The sequence below is a fragment of the Streptomyces sp. NPDC001108 genome (assembly GCF_053598535.1).
Genome location: NZ_JBSFKL010000002.1, coordinates 559,888 through 578,522, shown reverse-complemented (window position 1 = coordinate 578,522; position 18,635 = coordinate 559,888). Strand labels below are relative to the sequence as shown.

Sequence of the window (18,635 nt, the reverse complement as noted above, 5' to 3'; positions counted from 1 at the left end):
CCCCGGCCGACGTACACGCGTACGGGCCGGGGGCTCCCGGAGGTCGGCGCGGGGCCGGATCAGCCGGTGTAGGGCTTCGCCGAGAGGATCTTCACCATGGCCATCCGGCCGTTCGGCAGCTCGTACTCGGCGTCGTCGCCCATCCGCTTGCCGTTGACGCCGGTGCCGAGCGGCGACTGCGGGGAGTACGTCTCGATGTCCGAGCTCGCGTACTCGCGGGAGGCCAGCAGGAAGGTCAGCGTGTCGTCCGGGTCGCCGTCGAAGGCGATCGTCACGACCATGCCGGGCTCGACCACGCCGTCGTCGGCCGGCGCCTCGCCGACCTTCGCGTGCTCCAGGAGCTGGGTCAGCTGGCGCACCCGGAGCTCCATCTTGCCCTGCTCCTCCTTGGCCGCGTGGTACCCGCCGTTCTCGCGCAGGTCGCCCTCCTCACGGGCCGCCGCGATCTTTACGGCGATCTCCGTGCGCGCGGGACCAGACAGGTACTCCAGCTCGGCCTTGAGCTGGTTGTACGCCTCCTGCGTGAGCCAGGTGACGTTTTCGCTGGTCTGGGTCACAGGGTGCTCCTCGTCGGTACTGGGAATACAAAGCATCGCCCTACCCGTAAGCATGTGCCACCACGGGTGGGCGAAACCACGAGCCTAACAATTCCCCAGGAAAAGGGGGAGAAGGTAAAAGGTCCTGACCGTGTCCGTGCAGGTCAGGACGGAAACGACCGTTCAGTCACGGTGCGTGCGCACGGGCGTGTGGGCGGGGGTACGGGCGGGAGTCCGGGCCGGGGGCGCGGTCATCGCCCCGCCCCGCCGTCGGCCGTGCAGCCCAGCAGTTCCACGCTGGTCGCCCTGGCCGTCGTCCGCAGGGTCAGGACCTCGTCGATCCGGTCGGTGCGCGCGTCGAACCGGAAGTCCTTGCGGGCCACGTCGCTGCCGTCCTGGTGCTGGGCGCGCAGCGTGCAGTAGCCCTTGGCGTCCTTGTCCTTGCGGACTTCGAGATGGACGTCGACCTGCTGGTCCGAGACGACCTGGCGCTTGATCACCTCGGCGCTGATGTCCTGGCCCGTGACGTAGTCGTAGCCGATCCAGCCGACCACACCGAGGAGGACGACGCCCAGCACCGAGCCGATGATCTTGAGCTTGCGGTCGGCCTGCTGGTCCGCGGAACGGCCGTAGCGGTTCTCCACCGTCGTCTCGCGTACCGCGGTCATGATCGCTCCTCCTGTACCGGGGATCCCCGTCCCGGGGATCGAGGAATTTTCCGCCCCCCGGTTCGGTCACTATAGAAGCCTGCCCACATGCCGAATCACTGAGGATCGAGTCTTGACCGAGCAGCTGCGACTGATGGCCGTCCACGCCCACCCCGACGACGAGTCGAGCAAGGGCGCGGCCACCATGGCGAAGTATGTGTCCGAGGGGGTGGACGTGCTGGTGGTGACCTGCACGGGAGGCGAACGCGGCTCCATCCTCAACCCGAAGCTCCAGGGCGACGCGTACATCGAGGAGAACATCCACGAGGTGCGCCGCAAGGAGATGGACGAGGCCCGGGAGATCCTGGGCGTCGAGCAGGAATGGCTCGGCTTCGTCGACTCCGGCCTGCCCGAGGGCGACCCGTTGCCGCCGCTGCCCGATGGCTGCTTCGCGCTGGAGGACGAGCAGGTGGCCGCGGGCCGCCTCGTCCGCAGCATCCGTACGTTCCGTCCGCAGGTCATCACGACGTACGACGAGAACGGGGGGTACCCGCACCCCGACCACATCATGACCCACAAGATCACGATGATCGCCTTCGACGGCGCGGCGGACGCCGAGCGGTTCCCCGAGACGGAGTTCGGCCCCGTCTGGCAGCCGCAGAAGCTCTACTACAACCAGGGCTTCAACCGGCCGCGCACGGTCGCGCTGCACGAGGCGCTGCTGGCCCGCGGCCTGGAGTCGCCGTACGGGGACTGGCTGAAGCGCTGGAAGGAGTTCGAGCGCGACGAGCGCACGCTGACCACGCACGTCCCGTGCGCGGAGTTCTTCGAGATCCGCGACAAGGCGCTGATCGCGCACGCCACGCAGATCGACCCGGACGGCGGCTGGTTCCGGGTGCCGATGGACATCCAGAAGGAGGTCTGGCCGACCGAGGAGTACGAGCTGGCGAAGTCCCTCGTCGATACCTCCCTCCCCGAGAGCGACCTCTTCGCGGGCATCCGCGACAATGCCTGATATGTACGCGACCCAGGCACTGACCGATCTCGTTCCGCTTGCCGCCGAGCTCGACAAGAACAAGGTGACCCCCGGTGTTCTCGGCTTCATCGTCTTCGCGGCGCTCGCCGTGGGCGTGTGGCTGCTGATGAAGTCCATGAACCGGCACATGGGCAGGGTCGACTTCGAGGAGGCCCCGGACCCGGACGCGGTGCCGGCCGAGGCCGCCGCGGGGGCGGGCCCGGCCAAGGGGAAGTAGCACCCGGCGGGCGGCCCCGGGACCCTTCCGGTACCGGGGCCGCCCCGCCACGCCCGTCGCACCTGACCCCCGGTCGACGGAGGCCGTACGCCGTGCCTCAGGCGCTGTACGCGGCCGGCAGCGGCACGCCCATGACGTCCCGGGCGTGGTGCGACGGAGTCATGCCCAGACGCCACGCCTGCCAGCCGTCCTCCAGGTCGACGCCCCGGTCCAGCACGACCGCGAACGCCTCGGCGCAGTCGGTCAGCTTGCCGTCGCGCGCCGGGTGCCCGGCCGCCAGCAGCTCCGCCAGCTCCTGCTGGGCCACCACCGTGCCCACCTCGCTGCCGCCCGGCGACGCGTACGGCAGCAGCGTGCACCGCAGGAACCGGGCCCAGTCCGCGCCCCGCGCGTCCTCGTACGAGCCGAACAGCTCCACCGCCTCGCCGCACAGCTCCAGCGCCTGGCCGGCCCGGTCGTTGCCCGCGTCGATCAACGCCAGCTCCAGGCACGTCCACGCCTCGCCGTGGGCGACCCCGATGCGCCGGAAGTCGGCGCGGGCGTCCGTCAGCAGCTGGCGGGCGAAACCGGAGTTGCGGAGGTTCCCGGTGCGGGCGGCCCGCTGGTCCCGGGTGACCCGGCCCGAGTGGTGGCGGGCGCACGCCAGCCCGTACCCGTCCCGCATCCGGGAGAACATCGTGCGGGCCCGCTCCAGCTGCCGGACCGCCTCGTCGGTGTCGCCCTCCTCCTCCAGCGCCTGGCCCAGGTAGAACAGCGTCCACGCCTCACCGCGCGCGTCCTCGTTGTCCCGGTGCCGGGCCAGCGCCGCCTCCAGCCGCTCCACCGCATCGGCCGGGTCGCCGTCCAGCAGCCGGGCGCGGGCCAGCTGGGTCAGCGCCCATGCCTCGCCCCGCTCGTCCCGGGTACGGCCGTACAGCTCCAGCGCCTCGCGCAGCGCGTCCTCGGCCCGTGTCAGGCGGCCCATCACCAGCAGCGTCTGACCGAGCTGGAACCGGGTCCACGCCTCCCCGTGCAGCGACTCGCCCTCCTGGTGCAGCACCAGCGCCTCGTCCAGCAGGGTCAGCGCCTCGGAGATCCGGGCCCGGTCCCGCTCCACGGCCGCCAGCGCGTGCATCGACCACGCCCGGTCCTCCGCCTGCTCCGGCGAGGACTGGAGCCCGATCGCCTCCCGCAGCCGGGCCGCCGCCTCGGTCAGACTGCCCTGGTGGTGCAGGGTGATCCCGAGCGAGCAGAGCGCCAGCGCCGTACCCGCGTCGTTCTCCGCCTCCCGGTAGAGGCCGACCACCGACGACAGGGTCGTCCGGGCCTTGTCCAGCTCGCCGAGCTGGCGCGCCGCGATCCCGGTGCGCCACTGCACCGACCGCTCCAGCAGCCCCTTGTCCACCGCCTGGGTCAGCTCACTGATCTCGCCCAGCCGGTAGAGGTCGCCGCGCAGCAGACAGTAGTCGCAGAGCGCGCCCAGCAGATCCAGCACCGCCCGCTGGTCGACGCCCTCGGCGTGGCGCAACGCGGAGGTGATGAAGCTCGTCTCGTGGTCCAGCCAGCCCAGCGCCGCGTCCAGCGAGTTGAAGCCGTGCGAGCCGAACTGGCCGGCCCGGGTCGACATCTTGCCGTCCACCATGCGGATCACCGCACCGGCCAGATCCGCGTAGTTGCGGATCAGCCGCTCCTGCGCGGCGGTACGCTCCGCCGGCTCCTCCTCGTCCCGCAGCCGGGCCAGGGCGAAGGTCCGCACCAGATCGTGCAGCCGGTAGCGCGAGCCCCTCACGCGGCTCAGCAGCCCGGCCCCGGCCAGCTCGCCCAGCAGCCGCTCGGCCTCCTGCTCGTCGGCGGCCAGCAGCGCCGCCGCCGCGGCCGTCCCCAGACTGGCCCGGCCGGCCAGCGCCAGCCGGCGCAGCAGCCGCCGCGCCTGCTCGGACTGGTCGGTGTAGCGCAGCCACAACGCCCGCTCCACCGGCTGGACCCGCCGGTACTCGGCGAGGTCCGTGGCGAGCGAGCCGGGGCTGCGCGTACCGAGCGAGGAGCCCGCGATCCGCAGCGCCAGCGGCAGCCCGCCGCACAGCTCGGCGACGTCGTCCGTCCCCCGCGAGTCGTACGGGCCCTCCTGCGGCGCCCCGGCCGCCTCGCGCAGCAGCTCCTCCGCCCCCACCGCGTCGAGCGGGCCGACCGCCAGCCGGTGCACCCGGGCCGGCAGATCGGCGGGCAGCTCCAACGGCTCACGGGCGGTGACCAGCACCAGGCTGTCCGAACCCTCGGGCACCAGGGCGCACACCTGCGCCACGTCGGCGGCGTCGTCCAGCACCACCACCACGGGGGTACCGGCCAGATGCTGGTCGTACAGCTCGCCCAGCCGCCGCACCTGCTGCTCCGCCGGGCCCCGGGACGACGGGTCCGCGCCGGAGCGGCCGGAGCCGCCGTCCCGGAAGAGCAGCTGTTCACGGGGGGCGCCCAGCCGGTTCAGCAGGTGCAGCAGCGCGTCCCGGGTCGGCAGCGGCGTCTCCCCGGCGCTGCCGCCGCGCAGATCCACCACGCAGGCGCCCCGGAACAGGTCCTTCAAGCTGTGCGCGGCCCGCACCGCGAGCGCGGTCCGCCCCGAACCGGGCGCGCCGTGCAGAACGACGACGGTCGGCTTGGTCTCCGTCGCCGCACGGGCCTCGCGCACCCACCGCCCGATCTGCTCCAGCTCGGCCCGCCGACCCGCGAACGCCTCGTCGGACGAGGGGAGATGGCCGAACGACTGCTCCAGCATCGCCCGGGTACGGGCCGCCGCGCTGCGGTCCGTGCGGCGGCCCGGCGCCGCGGCGGCCCGCGACTGCTGCGGCACCTGCTTGGCCGGGGTGCGCGAGGCGGCGGTGAGCATCCGCTGCTGGTCGAGGAAGGGGCGCACGCCCCGCACCTCCAGCGCCGCCAGCCACTGGAGCCGCAACTGCTCGGCCCCGCCCGGCTGTCCGAGCGCCCCGGCCCGGCGGTGGGCGGCGGGCCAGTGCGAGGCGGTGGCCCGGGCGACGGTCGCGGTGGCCCCGGCGACCGCGACCACCGCCCCCGCGCCGAGCGCCGGCCCCGCCGTCGTGCCGAACGCGAGGTCCGCGCCGAAGGCGGCGACCGCGGAAACCCCGGTGACCAGCAGGGGAGTTCCCAGCGTCGCCCGGTTGAGCCGCCCCGACAACGGCCGCTTCCCCGCCTGGTCCGCCTCCAGCGCCCCGACGTACGCCGCGTACTCCTCCGCCGCCGCACCCGCCAGCGTGTCCAGCGCCTCCCGCCCGCGCGCCGTCAACGTCCCGGCATCGGCGCGGCCCCCGGACCGCCGCACCTCCTCCTCGACGGCGCGCACCAACAGCCCTTCCACCTCGGCCCGATGGCTGTCCCGCATATACGTGTCCCCCTTCGGTCACGTTCCGTGCTGTTTGCCGCCGCCAGTCTTCCGGCAACGGGGCGCCGAGGCGAGGGACCGCTCCGGGGAGGCGGAAACGGCGTGGGCCCGAGTACGCCGGGGAGGCGGAAACGGCGTGGGCCCGAGTACGCCGGGGAGACCCGGGCCCCCGGCCGGTACGCTGCCGGGGTGACGGAGCAGACCGGGCAGGACGCGCGGCGGCCCGCGAACGACGGGCCGAGGGCCGCCGTCCGCAACCGGGCCGCGCTGGTCGCCGCCGCCCGGGAGATCTTCGCGGAGCACGGTCTGGAGGCGCCGCTGTCCGCGATCGCCCGCAGGGCCGGGGTCGGGCAGGGCGTGCTCTACCGGCACTTCCCGGACCGGGCCGCCGCGGTGGCCGCGGTGCTGGAGGAGAACGTCCGGCAGATCGAGCGGGCGGCCGAGACCGGGGGCATGGCCTTCCCGGACGTCCTCGGAGTGCTGACCTGGCACCTGATCGAGTCGTCGGCCTTCATCGGCCTGCTGCACACCGACCGGCCGAGCGGCCGCTCCGACGTCCGCGCCCACGCGGTGGGGCTCTCCGGGCGCGTCGAGCGCGCGCTGCGGCGCCGGCTGCCCGGCGGCCATCGGCTGGGCGCCGGGCAGGACCTGACGCTCGCGGTCGCCATGGTCTCCGCCGCGGTCGCCGGAGCCACGCGCGAGGAGAGGGAGCGCCGGGCGCTGGCCGCCTGGCGGCTGCTCGGCGTCGAGGTGGGACGGGTGGCCCCCTTCGAGGGCTGAGCCGGTCCGGGGTCCGGGGACCAGCCTCCGTCAGTCTCTACCGACTTCCGTCAGCTTCCGTTGACCTCCGTCGTCGACCTTCGTCAGCCCCCGTTGGACTGCCGGGTGCCCTCCGCGAGCGCGTCGAAGGCGTACAGATATCCGCCGGCCGGGCCGCTGACGGTCAGATAGGCCCGGGTCCCGCCCGGCGTGATGGCCACGTTCGTCGCCGACTCCAATCCCTGTGTGCCGGAAGGGAGTTCCACGGTCGCCAGCCGCTTGCCGTACCGGTCGTACACGGCCATCGCGGCCCGGCCGTGGAGCCCCTGGTAGAGATTGCCGTCCGCGTCCACGGCGATCGAGTCGGTCTGCGCGATCCCGCCGTCCACCCGGATCGCGGTGTGCCGGGACGTGACCTTCCCGTTCTGGTCGAGGCGCAGGTAGGAGATCCGGTTCTCGGTGAGCTCGCTGAACCACAGCCCGCGGTACTCCGCGTCGAACGAGATCCCGTTCGGGGCGGCCAGTTCCCCGGCCAGGACCGTGGCGTTCCCACCCGCGCGGTCGATCCGCACCACGCGGCCGCGCGCCTCGTTCTCGGACAGCCCGCGGGAATCACTGACGTACAGGTTGCCCTCCGGGTCGAAGGCGATGTCGTCCGGGCTCATCCGCGCCCCGTCGACCTCGCCGGAGAAGAAGGTCCGGCGATCGCCGCCGCCGGGGGCCAGGCTCACGATCTCGCCGTGCGCGAAGTCGCTGAGGTAGAGCCGCCCGTCGTACGGGCTGAACTGTGCCGAGGTGTAGGCGCCCCGGTCGTCGGTGTGGAACGTGCGGAAGGTCTTCCTCCCGACGTCCACCCGCATGACCTTGGGTTCGCTGGCGGGGGCGGTGACATCGACGACGAGCAGGTCGCCGTTCCCGTCGAACGTGGGCCCCTCCAGCAGGGTCATCCCGGTCCCGGCGTGCGGCCGGGTCAGCCGCATGACCTTCTGCGCCCGGAGGGTCCTTCCCTCGGTGGCGGTGGGTGCCGTACCCCCGGGGTCGAAGCTCTCCGTACCGCACCCGGTGAGGAGCAGGGCGCCGACCGTGGCGAGCACGGCGAAGGAACGGGCCGAGAACTGCTGCATGGGAGATCACACTTCCTGTTCGTCGCGAGGTTTCCGCTGCTCCGGAGCGTGTACGCGCCAACGGGGCGGTGTGTTGTGTGGCCGAATACCGCCGTGCCGTCGAACCATAACCGGACAGTGTTGTCCGGTACTTGCTACCGTAGCCGACCACACCCGCCCCGCGCCCCCCAACAGCCCATGAACGGACTTAACGTGACGGTGCATCAGCTTCCCGACCCCGACGAACTGACGGCGCTGCGGCGGCGCTACCGGCTCGAACGCGAGCGGCGCGTCCGCCCCGACGGCACCGCCCAGTACCGCACCGCGGATGCCGGTTTCGGCTACTACGCGGCCGACCCGTACACCACCGGGCCGGACGAGCGGGAGCCCCACCGCGACACCGTCGACGTCGCCGTCATCGGCGGCGGGTTCGGCGGCATCCTCGCCGGGGCGCACCTGCGGAGCCACGGCGTCCGGTCCGTCCGGATCGTCGAGAAGGGCGGCGACTTCGGGGGCACCTGGTACTGGAACCGGTACCCGGGCGTCCACTGCGACATCGAGTCCCACGTGTACCTGCCGATGCTCGACGAGACCGGCTACGTGCCGGAGTGGAAGTACGCCCCCGGCGACGAGATCCGCCGCCACGCGGTACGGATCGCGCACCACGCCGACCTCTACGCGGACGCCTTGTTCTCCACCGCCGTCACGGCCCTGACCTGGGACGAAGCCTCGGAGACCTGGATCGTGGCCACGGACCGCGGCGACGCCTTCCGGGCCACGTACGTCATCACCGCCACCGGCACCCTCACCGACCCGAAGCTGCCCGGGATCCCGGGGATCGAGACGTTCACGGGGCACACGTTCCACACCTCGCGATGGGACTACGGCTACACCGGCGGCACCCCCGGCGGGGGCATGACCGGACTCGCCGACAAGCGGGTGGGCATCGTCGGCACCGGCGCCACCGCCGTCCAGGCCGTCCCCATGCTGGCCGAGGACGCCGCCCACCTCTACGTCTTCCAGCGCACCCCCTCCACCGTGGACGTCCGCGCCAACCGCCGCACCACCGCCCGGGACGTCGGCGCCGACCACGAGGGCTGGGCCCGCGAACGCAGGGAGAACTACCTGCGCATCGTCTCCGGCGAGCCCGCCGAGGAGGACCTGGTGGCGGACCGGTGGACCGCGTCGGCCGGCCTGCTGGAGAAACTCCTGCCCAGCTTCCGGCGCCACGGCGACCGCGAGGCGTTCGAAGCCGCCTACGAGACCGCCGACGCCGCCAAGATGAACGAACTCCGCGCCCGCGTCGACGAGACCGTCACCGACCCGGAGACGGCCCGCAAGCTCAAGCCCTGGTACCGCTACGCCTGCAAGCGCCCCACCTTCTCCGACCTGTACTACCCGGCGTTCAACCGCGACAACGTCACCCTCGTCGACACCGCGGACACCCACGGCATCGAGCGCGTCACCGAGGACGGCGTCGTGGTCGGCGGCACCCCGTACGCGCTCGACTGCCTGATCTTCGCCACCGGGTTCGATGTCGGCGCCTCCGGCATCCACTCCGGCAGGCTCCCCGTCCGCGGCCGGAACGGCGTCGAGCTCCTGGACAGATGGGCGCGCCGGGGCCCGCGCACCCTCCACGGCTTCACCAGCAACGGCTTCCCGAACCTCATCCAGCTGGGCTCCCTCCAGAACGCCAGCAGCGTCAACTTCACCCACATCCTCGACGAACAGGCCCGCCACGCCGCCGCCCTCGTCGCCGCCGCCGAAGCCGCCAACGCCCTCATCGAACCCTCCACCGGGACCGAGGACGCCTGGCTCGCCCTCCTGGCCGAAGGCGCCCCCGACCACGAGTGGTTCCACGCCGAATGCACCCCCGGCTACTACAACCGCGAAGGCCGAGGCCGCCCCAACGGCCCCACCGCCTACCCGCACGGCGCCGTCGCCTTCCACGAACTCCTTGCCCGGTGGAGGGAGAAGTCCCTGGGGGAGGTGCTTCGGGGGAGGGCGGGGGCGCGGCCGTGACGACCAGAGCCGGCATGGGGCCAGGAACAAGAAGAGGCCCGGACCGAAGTCCGGGCCATGGGTCGGGACTACTGTCCTGACCACCAATCCAGCAGGATCCTCGCAAGCAACTTGCCGACGAAGGAGCCGGCGAGCGACTTGAAGAACCCACTGCAGCGGTTCTCGGACTTGTTCATGTAGTGACACCTTGGAGATCGGCGGCTACACGGATACCAGGCTCGGGACCCGCTGGGCAGTGTCACTGAGCCGTGGGGACGCATCCCCTGTCGTGCAGTCGCTGGATCTCCTTGACCCGCCCCCGACTGTACGCCACATGAAGTCCGTTTGAGGGTAGATGTCTTGGAGGCCCTGCTAGAACACTCATATGGAGAGCAGCGCCGAAACCGGGTCCAGCGGCGAGAGCCCCCTCTGTCACCACGGCCGTACCCGATTCCTGGACGCCCGCCTACGGGGCAAGGACAGGGGACTGACGAAGCCGTACCCGGTGGTCTGCCATCTCGTCGACACCGGCGCCTACTTCGCGGAGCTGTGGGAGTTGACCGTCGGGCCGTCCCTGCGCGCCCGTGTCGCCCTGGAGCTTGGGCTGTCGGAGCCTGACGCCGCACGGGAGTTGGCCTTCTGGGCCGCGCTGCACGATCTGGGGAAGATTTCTCCGTCCTACCAGCATTTCCTCTCCACGGAAGCGTGTAAGGACTACCCGGAGCACTTCGAACAACTACTCGCTGACGGTCGCTACCGGCACGGCAGGGGCGGCACCAACAACAGAACGGCGCCGCACGACAGGATCACCCACTGGGCCCTGCCCGGGATCTTTGAGCACCTGGGCTACTCGGCGGACGCTCCCGGCGGGCAGGCCCGCGATCTCATCGGTCATGCCGTCGGGCAATTGCTGGGCGGGCACCACGGGTCGTTCTACCCGCGGATGGAGGGGCAGCAGCTGAGAAGCCCGGCAACATTCCTGCCGCAGCTCGGGCTGGGAGCATGGCCGGAGCAACGTTTCCGCCACGCCCGCATGGTTCGGACGCTGATCACGGACGACGGCCCGGTACCGACAGGCATGCTCCCGGTCGAGCTCGCGGTCGTGGTGCTGGGCGTGGTGATGGTGGCGGACTGGATGGCCAGCGACACGAAATCGATCGAGTCGGTGCGCTGTCTCGCGGACGAGGCGTGCTGCTGCGACGAAGCCCTTCGGCAGCACTGGGAGCGTGTCCGGGAGACAGCCCGTGAGCGAGTGGGGAAACAGGCTCTGGGGCGGTGTGGATTCGCTGCCTCGCCGGAGGAGGAACTGCTGCGGGCCGCCGGGTTCCCGGACGGCTCCGTGCACGGCCGACTCGCGCGACGCCTCCTCACGGAGGCCGGGCCCGCGCAGGGCGGCATGCTCCTGGTGAGTGCTCCCGCAGGGCCTGCCCGCCGACGGCTGGGGATGGTGGCGGCCTCGAAGCTGGGCCGCGCGTCCAAGGCCCGAGGCATCGCTCTCGCGCTACCGGACGAGATGCACCTCGATGATGCGTCGAAGGAGCTGGCGTCGTTGGCCGGCACGCTTCTGGAGGGCTCCGGCGGGCTCGTCCGCCTTCACACGATGTCCTTCGACGTCGGGCCGGAGACCGCCTTCGAGGACATCCCCGAACTCAGCCTCGCCCCGGAGGACCAGGCCGTCGCGAAGAAGTGGCTCAGCCAGCAGCGCCGTGGGTTGCTGGCCCCGCTCGGGGTGGGCGTGCTCGACCAGTTCCTGTTGGCCGTCCTGCCCGTGCCGGACAACGCGGTGCGACTTTTCGGGCTCAGCGAGAAGGTCTTCGTGGTGGACGACGTGCGCCCACAGGAGCCGGCGCTCCATCAGCTCCTGTGCCTGCTGGTGGAGTGGCTGGCTGCCCTCGGGACGTCCGTGGTCCTGCTGACCGACACCCTGGCCGGGGAGAGCGCCGACCGTCTGGTGACGGCATACCGGAGGGGCGTGCGAGTGGCCCGGGGGCCGAAAACCCGGGAGAACGGTGCGTCGCCGTCGGCGGAGCTGCCGAAGCCGGGCTGGCTGTACGTCGACGGGCGGGACGGGTCGGTCACCGCAGTCGCCGACGGCGCTCCGGAGGATTCGGTCCTGCCTGTTTCCCTGCTCGAAGCCCGGTCGAGGCCCGGGGGCGCGGACCCGTACGTGGACGCCGTCACGGACCGGTCCGGGGGCGCCGGCTCAACCCTTGTGTGCTGCGACAGTGTGGAGGAGGCCCAGCGGACCTTCACCGCGATCGAACAGCACCGTCGCCTGCACGCGACACCCGGCGAGGTCCGGTTGCTGCACCAGCGCTTCCGCCGACACCACTTCCGCGAGCTGATGGAGGAATGCGCGGCAGCCCACAAGAATGCGGCGCAGGACGGCTCGGTGCTCGTCACCACCCCCGCCTTTGCCGAATACCTCCCGTTCCGTTTCGAACGTGTTGTCACTCGTTCCGCCCCGCTGCCGTCGCTGTTGGCCCGCGCTTCCCACGGCCGATGCCTGACCATCCTGGAAGGCGAGGAGCGGGCCGGCTCGCCGATGGACCGGGCCTTGCGGCAGCACGCGGTCCAAGTGCTACGAGCGCACGGACCGCAGCTTCGACTCCCCGGTGACGCAGTTCGGTTGATCCGCCAGGTCTATGACTCGGACAGCTATCTGGCCGCTTTCGAGGACATCAGAGCCAGGCGGAAGGGGCACCTTCTGGCCGCCGCGGCCGAAGGACACGAGGCATGGCTGCTGCACGAAGCCCGGCGCGCCGGCATCCGCGGTCCAGCGGACGTCCACGGCGATCTGTACGAGCTGACCCGGACCGAGCACGGCCTCACGAAGGAGCGCCTCGCAGCCACGATGGGCATCGAGGAGGCATACGTGCTGTTCATCCACCTCCGGGGCGAGGTTCCCTTCCTGGATCCCGAGGGGAAGGAGGAGGTGCCGCGCCTCAAGGAGGGCGGCGGCTCGGCCGTGGCCGCTCTGGCCCGGCACGCGATTCCGGTTCCGCCGCAGTGGGCGCCTGCGGGAGGGCTGTCGGAGCAGATGGGCCGTGAGCGGTTCCCCCGCCTCAAGAACCTCAATTACACATATTGGAGAAAGCGGACGTGGCTGAATCAGGTGTATCCCGTGGTGCTCGGCGCGGACGGCGACCCCGACACCGGTCTCCTCGGGGCCATGCGGGTCGGGTACACCAGGACCGGCCTGTTCAGGCACGGTTGATCGCCTGATTCTCCGAAAAGGGCGCACTGCACATGGTGATCGTCTACGCTCACCGACAACCCGGGGCTACGTAAAGTCCCGTCGTGGGCACGGTGAGTGCGCGGCCTTGCCGGGGTAGGGCTGCCATACGGGTCTCCGGGGCGGAAGAGAACGCGGGAGACCGGGGGAACAATGGAACCGTCACGGGCGATGAATCTCTTCGACGAACCGTGGATCCCGGTGCGTTGGCTCCCCGGCCGGGACGGCCCGGAATCCGTGGGCCTCCAGGAACTTCTTCGGTGCTGCCAGGACATCGAAGCCCTGGACATCCCGCTCGCCGCCGCCCACTCGGCACTCCTGCGGGTGCTGTACGCGCTCACCGCACGGGTCACCAGGCTCGACGAGGAGCAGGACGACGAGGCCCTGGACACCGACTGGCTGCGCCGACGTCAGGAAGTCCTCGAAAGCGGAGCACTGCCGGAGTGTCGCATCGCGAGGTACGTCGATCAGTGGCACCACCGCTTCTTCCTCTTCGACGCTGGTCCGACCGGCCGTCCGTGGCTGCAGGACCCGCGCCTGGCGGAGGAGTGCATCGAGTCGAGCGGCGTCAACAAACTGGTGGTGACCCGGCCTTCGGGCAACAACCACTCCTGGTTCGGTCACGTCCGCGACGACGCCCCGCACCCGCCCTCCGCGGCCACGGCGGTGCTGTACCTGCTGATGTGGCACTACTACGGGGCCCCCGGCAAATGCACTCCCCGACTGCTCCACGGAGAGCGGATCTCCGAAGCCAGGCGCGGGCCCCTGCACGGATCGCTCTCCTACCACCCGGAAGGGGAATCGCTGCTGGTCACCCTTCTCGCCGGGCTTGTGCGCCCCGGGGCGGACGTACGGCGCGCGGAAGACCTCTGCTCCTGGGAGCGGGACGAGCCGACGGACCCGGCGGGCGCTCCCCCCGTTCCGCTCGGCCCCTGCGGCTGGTGGACGGACATCTCGCGGCACGCTCTCCTGCTCCAGCCCGACGACCGCGGGGAGCACGTCACGGACGCCCGCATCACCTGGGCGTACCGCCTTCCGGGAGGGTTCGACGACCCGTACCTCGTCTGGGAGCACAGGACCGTCAAGAACGAGGACATCCGCTCCGCCCGACCGGCCAAGGCGAGCAGGGCCCTGTGGAGGGATCTGGACGGCCTGCTGGGCCATCAGCCCCCGGAGGCCGACGGTGAGGCGACCACGGTGGAGCGTCCCAGACTGTTCGCGACGGCGGCCGAACTCACCGAGCGACTGCGCATCAGGGCACTCGGCCTGGACCAGAACAAGTCCAAGAACATCCAGTTCGTCAGCGGACTCACCCCCTCGACCGTGGGCCATCTGACCGATCGGGTCCCCGAAGCCCAGGTCGCGGTCGGACGACTGCGCAGGCTGGGCGAACGGTACGGGGAGAACCTCGTCGGAGCGGTGCGCAAGGCCTGGGAGCTGTACACGAGGGGCGATCCCAAGCAGGCGGGCAAACTCGTCCCGCAGGCCGAGGCCCTGTACTGGCCGGCTGCCGAGCGCGAGTTCTGGTCCCGTTTCGACTGCCTCGACCGTACTCGCGAGGACCCCGACGGCGGCCTGGACATCCGCGGGGCGCGCGACGCCTTCCTGCGACTCGCCCAAGAGGCTTACAAGCACGCGACCGAACCGCTCACCCGTTCCACCCGCGGGAACCAGGCCGTGATCGAAGCCCATGGCCTGCTGTGGGCTACGCGCCCCGTGCGCAAGAACAAGTAGTCATCACGCCGACCGGAAGGTGCCCCATGGCAGAAGACCGCAGAGTCACGGTGCAGGAGCGCCGCGCCGAGAACCTGCGTTTCGTACGGGAGATCCGGCAGCTGTGCGCGGAAAACCCCGGGGCGCACGCGCGCCTGCGCCGAGGTCTGGGCAAGGACATCGACCAGGCATCCGGGATGCAGGAGTACATCGCACACTGGCTCCCCGAGAAGCGGAACCGGGAGCGGGACCGCGCCTACTACGCGGTCGCCGCGCTCATCGCCGATCAGCCCCGCCACGTCGTTCGCGACCGGCCGGTGGAGGAACCGAAGACGGAGCAGCCGAACCGTGTCTACGGTGCCAGCTTCGGCCACACCCTCGCCGAGTCCGTTCTCAAGGCTCCCGCACAGGAACGCTCACGCCGCCGGGACAACACCCGCAGGCGTCTGGACCTCCTCGTCCGCCAGAGCCCCACCGGGCTGCACCGCTACCTCCCCCAGACCACCCGCCTCCTGCGCCAGTACGAGACCGAACCCGACTGGGCCCAGCTGCTGAGCGATCTGACCCGCTGGCCGTGGAACGCCGCGGAGATCGGGAGCCGGTGGCAGCAGGACTACTTCCGTACCCTCCACCGCGACGAGTGGGGGAAGAAGGACCAGTCCGACGTAGCCCAGGCCGTCCCGGAAGCCTGAGCACCCACAGTCCGACCGCCGTACCCGCACACCACTCCAGAAGGAGCCCTCCGTGGCGACCGCGCACCTGCCCGCCTGCTTCGTCGATGTGCACGTCCTCCAGAGCGTCCCCGTGTCCACGCTGAACCGCGATGACCTCAACGCCGTCAAGACGGTGGACTACGGCGGTGTGCGGCGCACGCGTGTCAGCAGCCAGTCATGGAAGAGGGCGCTGCGCGAGGAGTTCCAGAAGGAGATCGGACAGTACGCCACCCGGACCCGCCGGATCGACAAGGCCGTCGCCGACGTCCTCACGGAGAAGCACGGCTGGGACCACCACGAAGCACGTCGGGCCGGTGCTCACGTCGTGGCGGCCTCCGGGATCAAGTTCGCCATCGACGGGAAACCGGACCAGGAGAACTACAAGGCCGTCACCAACGGACTCGTCTATCTGTCCTCCGAGTCGATCGAGGAACTCGCCGACCTCGCCGCCGAGCACCCGGACAAGATCAAGAAAAAGAAGATCGAGAAGGCGACCGACAAGTCGCAGCTCCCCGCAGCCGAGATTCAGAGCATCATCCGTCGGGGCAACGCCGTCATCCACACCTTCGGCCGCATGCTCGCCGAGGTCGATGGCGCCGATGTCGACGGGGCGGTCCAGGTCGCCCATGCCTTCACCACTCACCGCAGCGACGTCCAGGTCGACTACTTCACCGCCGTCGACGACCTGACCTCCGCATGGGGCGAGACCGGCAGCGGCCACCTCAACGAGGCCGAGTTCTCCGCCGGGACCTTCTACCGCTTCGCCACCATCGACCTGCGCGAACTCATCGCCAACATGGGCAAGGTCCACACCTCCGGAGGCCCCCGCGACGCCTCCGAGGATGCCCGTAACATCGCCGGGGCCTTCCTCTCCGCCTTCATCCGCTCCCTGCCGCAGGCCAAGAAGAACTCCACCGCACCGCACACCGCACCGGACCTCGTTCACATCAGCGTCCGCAGCGACCGCCCGCTCTCCTTCGCCGCAGCCTTCGAAACCCCGGTGCGCTTCGCGCAGGGCGGCGGACACGGAGCCGCGTCCCGCGACCAGCTCGTCGCGTACGCACGGACCGCCACCACTCTCATGGGCAGTAACCGCATTCTCTCCGCCCACTGGGCCGGTACCGGCCAGGACATCGAGGGACTGGGGGCGCGCCTCGACTCCTTCGACGCGCTGGTCGAAGCCGGCGTCGGAGCCGCGTTCGCCCCGTTGGGGAGCGGAGCGTGACCGTGCCACAGCCACCTCGGGAGCCCGGGTTGCTGCTGCGCCTCGCGGCGCCGTTGCAATCCTGGGGAGAGCGCAGCCACTTCACCGAAGAGCGTGACACCGCCTCCTTCCCCACCAAGTCGGGCGTGCTCGGCCTGCTGTCCTGCGCGCTGGGCCGATCCCGCGGGCAGGACAACAGCGACCTGCGCCGACTGGGACTCACCGTGCGCATCGACCGGCCCGGCTACGTGCTGCGCGACCTGCACACCGTCGGTGGCGGCCTGGCCCCCAAGGACACCGTCCGAACAGCCAAGGGCGGCAACCGCGGCGAGAACAGATCCACTCTCTACGGCCACCGCCTCTACCTTGCCGACGCCGCCTTCGTCTGTGCGCTCACCTGCCCGGAAGAGGCGGTTCTCGACCGCTGCGCCGACGCGCTGACCACTCCGCGCTGGCCCCTGTACCTGGGCCGCCGCGGCTGCCCGCCCGAGGGCCCCGTTCTGCTCGACCGCAGTGCGGACGTCCTCGGCGGCCTCCTGCGGCTTCCCCTGCCCGCGCGGTCCCGGACCTCTGCTGCCGTGACGCTGCTCGCCGACCGCCCCCTCGGCTGGCTCCCACGCCATCCCGAGGACACCGACGACGGCTCCCGCCCCAGCTCCGAGGTACAGGACGAACCGGTCGACACCGCTTCGCACCGGCGTGCTTTCCGCACCCGTCGGCTCTACCGGGGCTCCTGGCACCCGCCCGAGCAGCTGTACACCAACAAGCTCGGCGTCGACTACCTGGAAGAGCTCGCCCGGTATCTGAACCCCGCCACCGTGCCCTCGCCCGACGGTCCGGAGGCCGCCGTATGACCACCTGGCTCGCCCGCCTCGTTCTCGACACGTCCCGGACCGACGTACGCGAGGAACTGCGCAACGCCGTGGCCATGCACCGGCGCGTGATGTCTCTCTTCCCCGACCTCCCCGAACTCGAAGAGCCACGCAGACATTTCGGCGTACTGCACCGGGTCGAACGGACCGAGCGAAAGGCCGTGCTCCTGGTCCAGAGCAAAAAGGAGATCGCCCCGGAACGGCTTCCGGGCGGGTACGCGGTCGGCGTGGCCTCCCGCAGCATCGAGCCGCTTCTGGACGCCCTTGCGCACGGCCGCCTCCTGTCCTACCGCTGCGACGCCAACCCCATCCGTCGCCCCAGCAGCACCACGCGGGAGCTGTACACGAACCTGCCTTCGGTCGTTGCCCTCCAAGGCCGCCATGCCGACGACTGGTGGCACCGGCGGGCAGAGATCGCCGGTCTCAAGATTCACACACACCTCTCCCACTCGCTGGACGCGGCTGTTGGCCGCCGTGGAAAGGGCAGCGGCGCCCAAAAGGTGCGTCATCACCGGGTCCGCTTCGAAGGCACCGCGGAGATCGTCGATCCCGATGCGCTGCGAGCCGCGATGACCGGTGGCGTCGGAAAAGGGCGGGCGTACGGGTGCGGGCTGCTGACCATCGCGCCGCTACGGGCGGGGGAGTAGACGCGGGTGACTGCCCTTTTCGGCGGACCGACTCCGGGACCCGCCCCTGCGGGCTGGGTCGACAGATCGGGATCGTGCGAGGGTGGCCGCATGAACCACCTTGCCGAAGCGCAGTCACCGTATCTGTTGCAGCATGCCCACAACCCCGTCGACTGGTGGCCGTGGTCGGAGGGGGCCTTCGCGGAGGCGCGGCGGCGGGATGTGCCGGTGTTTCTGAGTGTGGGGTACAGCTCGTGCCACTGGTGCCAGTGCACTTGCTGAACCTGTAAGCGTCGAACAGGTGCGATGTCCTACGGTGCAGTGATAGGCACTGAAAGTAAGATTTGTGCGTGAAGATCGATGGCCATCGCAAGTAGCCGCAGTTACCGGCGCTTTGGCCGCCTCTGGGGTATCCAGCGTTGGTCCCCCCCGGCGCAGTGATGGGAGAGCGTGAACACATAGGGCAGGCATGGCGGTGAATCACCGACGTTGCGTCATCAATGTACCTGCACTCTCCGGTCAGTGCTGAGGAGCGCGCGTCTCTGCAGACTTGCAGTTCTTGACCATGAAGAGGTTGTGCCGGTGGTTGTTACCCTGCCGCTT

At 70.8% G+C, this 18,635-nt stretch carries 14 protein-coding genes and 1 pseudogene; 11 read left to right on the top strand and 4 right to left on the bottom strand.

Translation table 11 applies throughout. The features are described 5' to 3' along the window. Positions 1–59 precede the first annotated feature (59 nt). Both greA and ACWC97_RS07380 read right to left on the bottom strand, forming a co-directional pair. Positions 60–557: a transcription elongation factor GreA gene (greA, locus tag ACWC97_RS07385; RefSeq protein ID WP_352273436.1), complete on the bottom strand. Its 498-nt coding sequence runs from the start codon at positions 555–557 to the stop codon at positions 60–62. Between the two features lie 230 nt (positions 558–787). Further along, positions 788–1,204 (bottom strand): DUF4307 domain-containing protein, encoded by a 417-nt coding sequence (locus ACWC97_RS07380; protein ID WP_385214443.1) that lies wholly within the window; start codon positions 1,202–1,204, stop codon positions 788–790. A 112-nt stretch (positions 1,205–1,316) separates the two neighbouring features. Between ACWC97_RS07380 and mca the strand changes: the two genes are divergently transcribed. Together mca and ACWC97_RS07370 are read left to right on the top strand one after the other, a co-directional pair. Next, complete coding sequence (mca, locus tag ACWC97_RS07375) at positions 1,317–2,198, top strand: mycothiol conjugate amidase Mca (protein ID WP_450647957.1); 882 nt, start codon at positions 1,317–1,319, stop codon at positions 2,196–2,198. Between the two features lies 1 nt (position 2,199). Then, positions 2,200–2,436, top strand: a complete 237-nt coding sequence (locus ACWC97_RS07370; RefSeq protein WP_352273433.1) for a hypothetical protein — start codon at positions 2,200–2,202, stop codon at positions 2,434–2,436. A 97-nt stretch (positions 2,437–2,533) separates the two neighbouring features. Here the strand turns inward: ACWC97_RS07370 and ACWC97_RS07365 are convergent, their stop codons facing one another. Next, entirely contained in the window at positions 2,534–5,806 is a 3,273-nt protein-coding gene (locus ACWC97_RS07365; protein WP_450647955.1) for a tetratricopeptide repeat protein, read from the bottom strand. A gap of 189 nt (positions 5,807–5,995) precedes the next feature. Here ACWC97_RS07365 and ACWC97_RS07360 point away from each other — a divergent pair, with 189 nt between their 5' ends. Next, positions 5,996–6,586: a helix-turn-helix domain-containing protein gene (locus ACWC97_RS07360; protein WP_450647953.1), complete on the top strand. Its 591-nt coding sequence runs from the start codon at positions 5,996–5,998 to the stop codon at positions 6,584–6,586. Between the two features lie 83 nt (positions 6,587–6,669). On the opposite strand, the gene ACWC97_RS07355 is transcribed toward ACWC97_RS07360, so the two are convergent. After that, positions 6,670–7,689 carry an SMP-30/gluconolactonase/LRE family protein gene (locus tag ACWC97_RS07355; protein WP_450647951.1) on the bottom strand — a complete coding sequence of 340 codons (1,020 nt, stop codon included), beginning with the start codon at positions 7,687–7,689 and terminating at the stop codon, positions 6,670–6,672. Between the two features lie 177 nt (positions 7,690–7,866). On the opposite strand from ACWC97_RS07355, the gene ACWC97_RS07350 reads away from it, so the two are divergent. The 8 genes and pseudogenes from ACWC97_RS07350 to ACWC97_RS07315 form a co-directional block, all read left to right on the top strand. After that, positions 7,867–9,690, top strand: a complete 1,824-nt coding sequence (locus tag ACWC97_RS07350) for a flavin-containing monooxygenase (protein WP_450647949.1) — start codon at positions 7,867–7,869, stop codon at positions 9,688–9,690. A gap of 364 nt (positions 9,691–10,054) precedes the next feature. Next, positions 10,055–12,886, top strand: coding sequence for a CRISPR-associated endonuclease Cas3'' (locus ACWC97_RS07345; RefSeq protein ID WP_450647947.1), 2,832 nt, complete (start codon positions 10,055–10,057; stop codon positions 12,884–12,886). Positions 12,887–13,075: 189 nt separating this feature from the next. After that, positions 13,076–14,638, top strand: a complete 1,563-nt coding sequence (gene casA, locus ACWC97_RS07340) for a type I-E CRISPR-associated protein Cse1/CasA (RefSeq protein ID WP_450647945.1) — start codon at positions 13,076–13,078, stop codon at positions 14,636–14,638. A gap of 26 nt (positions 14,639–14,664) precedes the next feature. After that, complete coding sequence (casB, locus tag ACWC97_RS07335) at positions 14,665–15,309, top strand: type I-E CRISPR-associated protein Cse2/CasB (RefSeq protein WP_450647943.1); 645 nt, start codon at positions 14,665–14,667, stop codon at positions 15,307–15,309. Positions 15,310–15,361: 52 nt separating this feature from the next. Further along, positions 15,362–16,555: a type I-E CRISPR-associated protein Cas7/Cse4/CasC gene (gene cas7e / locus ACWC97_RS07330; protein ID WP_450647941.1), complete on the top strand. Its 1,194-nt coding sequence runs from the start codon at positions 15,362–15,364 to the stop codon at positions 16,553–16,555. A 2-nt stretch (positions 16,556–16,557) separates the two neighbouring features. Next, a complete protein-coding gene (gene cas5e, locus ACWC97_RS07325; protein WP_352273424.1) occupies positions 16,558–17,388 on the top strand; it encodes a type I-E CRISPR-associated protein Cas5/CasD in 831 nt (276 codons plus the stop codon). Next, positions 17,385–18,053: a type I-E CRISPR-associated protein Cas6/Cse3/CasE gene (gene cas6e / locus ACWC97_RS07320; RefSeq protein WP_450647939.1), complete on the top strand. Its 669-nt coding sequence runs from the start codon at positions 17,385–17,387 to the stop codon at positions 18,051–18,053. The genes cas5e and cas6e overlap by 4 nt, the downstream gene beginning before the upstream one ends. 90 nt (positions 18,054–18,143) lie before the next feature. Beyond that, positions 18,144–18,299 (top strand): annotated as a pseudogene (locus ACWC97_RS07315) (DUF255 domain-containing protein); the annotation flags it as partial. Between the last annotated feature and the right edge of the window lie 336 nt (positions 18,300–18,635).

What these genes read in the sequence shown, in the direction of transcription:
- ACWC97_RS07350 (WP_450647949.1), top strand. Translation starts at nt 7,867, where the DNA reads ATGAACGGACTTAACGTGACGGTGCATCAGCTTCCCGACCCCGACGAA.
- ACWC97_RS07365 (WP_450647955.1), bottom strand. Translation starts at nt 5,806, where the DNA reads ATGCGGGACAGCCATCGGGCCGAGGTGGAAGGGCTGTTGGTGCGCGCC.
- casA (WP_450647945.1), top strand. Translation starts at nt 13,076, where the DNA reads ATGAATCTCTTCGACGAACCGTGGATCCCGGTGCGTTGGCTCCCCGGC.
- ACWC97_RS07345 (WP_450647947.1), top strand. Translation starts at nt 10,055, where the DNA reads ATGGAGAGCAGCGCCGAAACCGGGTCCAGCGGCGAGAGCCCCCTCTGT.
- cas6e (WP_450647939.1), top strand. Translation starts at nt 17,385, where the DNA reads ATGACCACCTGGCTCGCCCGCCTCGTTCTCGACACGTCCCGGACCGAC.
- ACWC97_RS07370 (WP_352273433.1), top strand. Translation starts at nt 2,200, where the DNA reads ATGTACGCGACCCAGGCACTGACCGATCTCGTTCCGCTTGCCGCCGAG.
- ACWC97_RS07380 (WP_385214443.1), bottom strand. Translation starts at nt 1,204, where the DNA reads ATGACCGCGGTACGCGAGACGACGGTGGAGAACCGCTACGGCCGTTCC.
- casB (WP_450647943.1), top strand. Translation starts at nt 14,665, where the DNA reads ATGGCAGAAGACCGCAGAGTCACGGTGCAGGAGCGCCGCGCCGAGAAC.
- ACWC97_RS07355 (WP_450647951.1), bottom strand. Translation starts at nt 7,689, where the DNA reads ATGCAGCAGTTCTCGGCCCGTTCCTTCGCCGTGCTCGCCACGGTCGGC.